This is a genomic window from Dolichospermum lemmermannii CS-548 (assembly GCF_028330815.1).
In the GTDB taxonomy this organism is placed as follows: domain Bacteria; phylum Cyanobacteriota; class Cyanobacteriia; order Cyanobacteriales; family Nostocaceae; genus Dolichospermum; species Dolichospermum lemmermannii.
In genome coordinates, this window is the sequence record NZ_JAQMTJ010000180.1 from 1 (window position 1) to 7292 (window position 7292).

Genomic DNA, 7292 nt, shown 5'->3' on the forward strand with positions numbered 1-7292 from the left:
ACATTTTTTTCGTAAAAACCCTTAAATAACCTATCTATAAGGTATTTGTCGAATTTACATTTCGTTACATATGTTGATTGTTTAACGCCAACTTACTTAATGCAATGGAAAAACCTATTTAAAATATCAAATCCTAAAAACATGAACAGCCTCAAAACTCTTTGTAAAACCCTAGCTATTAGTACAGGAATCTTTTTGTTAAGTAAGTTGGCGTTAAACAATCAACATATGTAACGAAATGTAAATTCGACAAATACCTTATAGATAGGTTATTTAAGGGTTTTTACGAAAAAAATGTATATTGATTTTATCGTGCCGACTTACTTATCTGTGCCTACTACCTACGGGATACCACCAAAACCCTTGTTAACTGCCAAAACAAGTTACAATCAAATAGGCTCTTGGGATGCAACTTATTATTTTACAATCAAATTACCAGAATCTCTGGCTAATTGGCAACTGCAACAGGTTGTTTTAACACAAATAGAAGGTGTAGAAAATATTAAATTCAATCAGAAAGACAGTTTTGCTTTCATAGAAGCAAGTGGAGAAAAAGAAAAGCTAGGTATTACCCTAACAAAGAGTTCAACTCAACCACAAACTATCATTGCTACTTTTGATAAACCAGTTTCTGCAAATCAAACAATTACTATCGCTTTAAAACCTTTTTATAATCCCACCAGCGAAGGTATTTATCTATTTCGAGTTCATGTTATTTCCTCTGGGGAGAAGACGAATGATTTAGTTGTGGGAACTGGTCGGTTGCAATTTTATAATGATTTTGATAATCACCTATTTTATCAAAGGTAAAGTGTGTAAGAATTGCTGATTTTTCATGCAAATGCAATATTCATCAATTAGTTAAGAATGCTAGACGACAATTATTCAGCAGCACATTTAATTCTTGTGCAACTTGTAACGTATTTTTACTTAACATTACAGATTCATGAGGATTTCTTCCTGTTCTTATCACCGCAGAAATTGCATCTTGATTAGAAAATCCTCGCACACTAACTAACCACGCTGCTAATATATGTCCAGTCCGTCCAATTCCACCAGCACAATGTACAACTACCTTTTCATTTTGTTTATCTGCTGTGATTAAAAAAGGCAGTATTTCTTGTGTGAGTGTTTCTAAATCAGATAAATGAAAATCTTCAATTGGTGTCCAACAAACTTGTTGATTACCAAATTCTTGCTGATATATATCTAAAAGATGAGCATAATTAGCTAGTTGTTTTTCACTAAGTAAACAGCAAACTCCCTTGATTTTTTGAGATTTCATAAACTCAATCCAATCATACACCTGATGAGCAGCATATCCAGGACGAGAAGCACCAAAAACTATTGTTTCTTGTTCCCAAGCAGGGGCAAATTTGTACATTTTCTACTAGCTAAATTTTGATTTTTTTTAATTGCTCATCATCTAGTTCTTGTCTAAAAGAGACTACCATTTCATTCAATGCTTCCATATCAATTAAAAAAGCATCATGTCCGTGAGTTGATTTCAGTAATCCTAGTTGAGCATGAGGAATTAAATCTACTAATTCTTGTTGTTCTACTGGAGGATAAAGAACATCAGAATCAATAGAGATAATTAAAGTCGGTTGTTTGATACTTTGCAAAACAGATTGATAATCTTTTCTGTTCCAACTAACATCATGACTATCCATTGCATGAGTTAATGTAATATAAGTATTAGCATCAAAACGTTCTATTAGTTTTTGACCTTGATATTGTAAATAACTAGCGATCGCAAACTGATTAGATTCATCCTGCTGTCTGCCAAAACGATTTGTAAAACTCTCCCAATAACGATAGGTAATCATTGCCATCATCCGCGCTACCGCTAATCCTTGGACTGGTGGTGTATCAGTTGTATAGTTCCCATCTTGCCAATTGCGATCGCTATAAATTGCCTGTCTTTGGGCTTCACTCAAGCCAATAGACCAAGCTGAATGTCTTCCAGGTGATGCCATTGGTGCGATCGCTCTCACCTTTTCTGGATATAATAAAGCCCATTCTAAAACTTGCATTCCACCCAATGAACCGCCAATTGCTAACCGTAAAGATTTAACTTCCAGATATTCTAATAGTGCAGATTGGAGGTTAACCATATCCCTAATTGTAATTCTGGGAAAAGATCCACCATAAATATTTCCTGTTTTTGGGTTAATAGAAGTTGCTCCAGTTGTACCGTAACAACTTCCTAAAATGTTGCTGCACACAATAAAATCCTGGTCAGAATCAAAAACTTTTCCTGAACCAAACAAATTTCCCCACCAGTCGTCAGCGTCAGCAGAACCAGTGAGCGCATGACAAATTAAGACCCCATTATCGCGGTTTGCGTTTAAGTTTCCCCAGGTACGATAAGCAACCTGAACACCAATTAATACTTCACCAGATTCTAATGAAAATGGTGCTGACAATTGGTAAAACTGGTTTTTTGATGAAATGAAGTCTAAGTATTTCATAAAATTAGCAATTAGCTATAGATCCCCATATCCCCGACTTATTTAAGAAGTCGGGGATCTTTTTCTTTTGGTATATTAGCCAGAAATCTTCTTAAACGCTTGTTCAAAATCCTCTTTAATATCGTCAATATGTTCAATTCCTACAGATACCCGCACTAAATCTGGTGTTACACCAGCCGAAAGTTGTTCACTATTACTTAGCTGTTGATGAGTTGTAGAAGCAGGATGAATTACCAAAGTTTTAGCATCACCGACATTTGCCAAATGACTAGCTAATTTCACATTACTAATAAAAGCTTTACCTGCTTCTAATCCACCTTTAATACCAAAATTGAGAACTCCTCCAAAGCCATGTCGGAGATATTTTTTAGCGCGTTCATGATAGGGATGATTGGGAAGTCCGGGATAATTAACCCATGCTACCTGCTCTTGTTGTTCTAACCATTTAGCTAATTCTAAAGCATTGCTAATATGACGTTCTACACGCAGGGAAAGAGTTTCTAATCCTTGCAGTAATAGAAAAGCGTTAAATGGACTTAATGCTGCGCCAAAATCTCTTAATCCTTCGACTCTGGCACGAATAATAAAAGCAATGTTACCAAATTGACTACCTTTCCCAAATACTTCTTGAAAATTCAATCCATGATAACTGGGGGAAGGCTCGGTAAAGAGGGGAAATTTGCCGTTACCCCAATCAAATTTACCAGAATCAACGATCACGCCGCCAATAGATGTACCATGACCACCTATCCACTTGGTAGCAGATTCTACAACAATATCTGCACCATGTTCAATTGGTCGTGCTAGATATCCACCTGCACCGAAGGTATTATCTACAATTAAAGGAATACCATTGTCATGGGCAATTTGAGCTAAAACAGCAAAGTCTGGGATGTTGAATTGGGGATTACCAATGGTTTCGAGATACAAGGCTTTTGTGTTTTCATCAATTGCTTGACGGAAATTTTCTGGATCATCTCCTTCGACAAATTTGACATTTATTCCCAATCGTGGTAGAGAAACTTTGAACTGGTTATAAGTTCCCCCATAGAGGAAACTGGTAGCAACAATATTATCTCCTGCTTGAGCGATCATACTTATTGCTAAAAATTGTGCCGCTTGACCGCTTGCAGTGGCTAAAGCTGCTACACCCCCTTCTAATGCTGCAATTCTTTTTTCAAATACATCCGTTGTCGGATTCATGATCCGGGTATAAATGTTACCAAATTCCTGGAGAGCAAATAACCGCGCTCCATGTTCAGCATCATCAAAAACGTAGGAAGTAGTTTGATAAATTGGTACAGCGCGGGCATTAGTACCAGGTGCAGGTTCTTGTCCAGCATGGACTTGTAGGGTTTCAAAACGATAATTTTCTGACATGGGTAGTATTAGATAGGTTGATTATCAAGTCTAATTTATTACCTGCTGGGCGACTAGAAGTCGCGGCTACACAGGCAAAACCCACCTGCGTGGGTTCTAGCCCCAGACTTCTAGTCTGAGGGGGCTATTCCAATTCCATACTGTTTAATTACCTTGATTTATTTTTTTCTCACGCAGAGGCGCTCCAGACACGGAGAGAGTAAAGGCAGATTTTTAGAAATAATTGATAATTAGTAATTTTTCTATTACCAATTACCAGATTATTTATTATTTTGCCAAACTATTTCCTTAACATTGACTTCTTTAGGAATCAATTTGATCTTATAGAAAGCATCAGCAACTTCTTGTTGTTTCCTAATTATTTCATCTGTTAGAGGTAATACACCATATTCACGCCGCTTTTCTGCTATTTCTAAAACAGCCGCATCTATCCCTAATACAGGTGATAGTAACTTAGCAACTTCAGGTGGATTATTTTTTGCCCAGTTGCTTACTTTCTTGACTTCATCAATAACCGTTTTCAGACTATCCAAATTACCATCAGCAAAAGATTTAGCAGCAAGATAATAACCACGATTAGGTGCTAATCCAGTCGCATCTGTTAAGGTGCGTACACTTATTGCTTTCTCTGCTGCGGCTAAGTAAGGGTCCCAAATAGCCCAAGCATCCACCTTTTTAGTTTCAAAAGCAGCGCGAGCATCTGCTGGTTTAAGACCCATAGGTTCGATGTCTTTATATTGTAATCCTGCTTTTTCCAATGCTTTTACTACTAAATAGTTAGTATTAGAGCCTTTAGCAAAAGCGATTTTTTTACCTTTGAGATCAGCCACACTTTTAATAAGTGAATCTTGAGGAACAATAATTGCTTCTGCTTTGGTACTCAAGGGATCATAAGCAACATAAACAAACGGTGTACCTCCTGATTGAGCAAATACAGGAGGTGCTTCTCCTGTGTAACCAAAGTCAATACTTCCCGCATTTAAAGCTTCTAACATGGGTGGACCTGCGGGAAATTCAGTCCAAGTGACAGAAGCACCAGAGGCTTTTAAAACTTTTTCTAATTCTCCTTTGGCTTTTAATGCGTAGAGGACAGTTGCAGCTTTTTGATAGCCAATACGAACCACTATACTGTTAGAGTTTGGACTTGAATTAGTAGTTTCAGTTGTTTGTGCTGTCTGATTTGTCCCAGTATTGTCCCTTGTGTTGGGAGAGCAAGCGGAAATAACAAAAGTTAAACTCAGTCCAACTGCAAATAGTAAGGAAAGAGTGTGGATGTTCTGCTTTTGATATTTTTTTAGGAAGGTGATTCCAGCTTCCAATAGTCGGAATGGAGAAAATTTAGTCAACATTACTCTGGTGGTTAAGGTCAATAGAATATTTGGACTCAAGTTAATTTATCACAAAACTACAGTATATCAATCAGTTTACCGTATTTTTTTCTTAGAGTATCACATAGAGGTTATTTTTGTTGCTTTTTCTAGTGATCTGTGAGATGCTTGATTTTGAATCAACAGTATTTGTATCAAGATACCGTATTTTAACTAATCAAGGGATGTTCGCTATGGCAAGTAAATTAGAAGGAAAAGTCGCCATTGTTACCGGGGCTTCTTCGGGAATTGGGGAAGCTACAGCTATTTCACTCGCAGCAGAAGGAGCAAAAGTAATAATTGCAGCTAGAAGGGGAGAGCGTTTAGAAGCAGTAGCAAAACATATTACTGAAAATGGTGGACAAGTATTACCTGTTGTTGCAGATATTACCGATGAAGTACAAGTTAAAAATTTGATCCAAAAAGCTCATGCAGAATTTGGGCGCGTCGATATTTTGGTAAATAATGCAGGTATATCATTTCCAGGTAGGATTGAAAATGCAGATCCGTCAAACTGGCGGAAAATGATTGATATTAATGTTTTAGCGTTAATGTACACAACTCACACTGTATTACCTGTTTTCAAAGCCCAAAAATCAGGACATATTGTGAATATTTCATCTGTCGCTGGACGCATTGCCAGAGCAGGAATGGCAGCTTACAATGTAACTAAATGGGGTGTAAATGCCTTTTCGGAAGCATTAAGACAGGAAGTATATCAAGATAATATCCGGGTTACTATCATCGAGCCTGGTTTAGTAGAAACAGAAATTGATCAGCATATTACCGATGTAGTAGCAAAGCAGGAAATTGCAGCCAGACGGAAAGCAATTACACCATTACAAAGTGAAGATATCGCAGCAGCAATACTTTATGCTGTTAGCCAACCACAGCACGTAAATGTGAATGAAATCTTGATTCGTCCAACTCAGCAAGATCGGTAATGACTATACCTGAAAATAGGTAATATTAATGTTAGAAGAAAATAGCACATCATTAAAAAAAAGCAACAAAATATTTGCTTTTTTGAAAATCTCACCTGCAATTAAATCACCCAATTTATTTGGTTTTCTCATTGGGGAAAGCGTGTCTTTTTTCGGCTCTTGGATGACACAAATTGCCCTAGTATGGATGGTTTATCAATTAACAAATTCAGCTATGTTAGTTGGTGTTGCAGGCTTCACTAATCAAGCAATGGGCTTGGTTATTACACCATTGGTAGGAGTATTACTAGATAGATGGAATTTAAAATATGTTTTGTTAACCACTCAGATAGTATCTATTATTTTATCTTCATTACTAACTTTCTTAACTGTTAGTAATCAGATAAATTTTACAGATATTATTATCATTGGTATTCTTCAAGGCATAGTCAAAGCTTTTGATTTACCAGCACGTCAAGTAACTATTCCTAGATTAGTAGAAAATAGAAGTGATACTTATAGTGCAATGGCTGTACATTCATTTTTAATTAATACAGCTAAATTTGTGAGTCCGATGATTGGGGGTTTGATAATTGCTAGAAATGGGGCAGGTTTATGTTTTTTAGTAGATGCTATTAGCTATTTGCCTTTTATAGTAGCTATCTTAACTATGCGGCTAAAACCAAATATCAATAATTTATCTACATCAAAATCTACAAAAATCTGGCATAACTTGAAAGAAGGATTTATTTTTGTCTATAATTTTATGCCTATTAAATCTATTTTAATATTGCAAATTATAGTTTGCTTTATGGCGATGACTTATGTAAATCTTCTACCGATATTTGCTAAAGAAGTCCTGAAAGGCAATGCGGAAACAATGGGTTATCTGATGACTTCTACGGCTTTTGGTTCTATCTTTTCTGGTATTTATCTTATGCAGCGTAAGAAAGTAATAGGACTAGAAAAGGTGATGGCAATTTCTACTCTAGTTTTAGGAGTATCATTAATATTATTTTCTCTCTCAACAAAGTTAGAAATTTGCCTGTTATTAATCTTTATTGTGGGATTAACTAACACTCTGACTCTAGCTTCAATTAGTAATTTTTTGCAACTAATTCTTGTAGAAGAAGACAAAAGAGGACGAG

At 36.3% G+C, this 7292-nt stretch carries 7 protein-coding genes and 1 pseudogene; 4 read left to right on the forward strand and 4 right to left on the reverse strand.

Annotated elements, in window-relative coordinates; all coding sequences use genetic code 11:
- Positions 1 to 33 precede the first annotated feature (33 nt).
- Together PN450_RS24070 and PN450_RS11930 are read left to right on the forward strand one after the other, a co-directional pair.
- Positions 34 to 234, forward strand: a pseudogene (locus PN450_RS24070) (hypothetical protein); the annotation flags it as partial.
- Positions 235 to 294: 60 nt separating this feature from the next.
- Positions 295 to 810 (forward strand): DUF2808 domain-containing protein, encoded by a 516-nt coding sequence (locus PN450_RS11930; protein ID WP_271836467.1) that lies wholly within the window; start codon positions 295 to 297, stop codon positions 808 to 810.
- A 43-nt stretch (positions 811 to 853) separates the two neighbouring features.
- Here PN450_RS11930 and PN450_RS11935 read toward each other — a convergent pair whose 3' ends face one another.
- The 4 genes from PN450_RS11935 to PN450_RS11950 form a co-directional block, all read right to left on the reverse strand.
- Complete coding sequence (locus PN450_RS11935) at positions 854 to 1384, reverse strand: protein-tyrosine phosphatase family protein (protein WP_271836468.1); 531 nt, start codon at positions 1382 to 1384, stop codon at positions 854 to 856.
- A 10-nt stretch (positions 1385 to 1394) separates the two neighbouring features.
- Complete coding sequence (gene metX / locus PN450_RS11940) at positions 1395 to 2474, reverse strand: homoserine O-acetyltransferase MetX (RefSeq protein WP_271836469.1); 1080 nt, start codon at positions 2472 to 2474, stop codon at positions 1395 to 1397.
- Between the two features lie 75 nt (positions 2475 to 2549).
- Positions 2550 to 3854, reverse strand: a complete 1305-nt coding sequence (locus PN450_RS11945; protein WP_271836470.1) for an O-acetylhomoserine aminocarboxypropyltransferase/cysteine synthase family protein — start codon at positions 3852 to 3854, stop codon at positions 2550 to 2552.
- A gap of 260 nt (positions 3855 to 4114) precedes the next feature.
- Positions 4115 to 5203 (reverse strand): sulfonate ABC transporter substrate-binding protein, encoded by a 1089-nt coding sequence (locus PN450_RS11950; protein ID WP_271836471.1) that lies wholly within the window; start codon positions 5201 to 5203, stop codon positions 4115 to 4117.
- A gap of 212 nt (positions 5204 to 5415) precedes the next feature.
- On the opposite strand from PN450_RS11950, the gene PN450_RS11955 reads away from it, so the two are divergent.
- Entirely contained in the window at positions 5416 to 6165 is a 750-nt protein-coding gene (locus tag PN450_RS11955; RefSeq protein ID WP_271836473.1) for an SDR family NAD(P)-dependent oxidoreductase, read from the forward strand.
- A gap of 28 nt (positions 6166 to 6193) precedes the next feature.
- Positions 6194 to 7292 (forward strand): MFS transporter (locus tag PN450_RS11960; RefSeq protein WP_271836474.1); only part of this gene is annotated, 1099 nt, incomplete at its 3' end.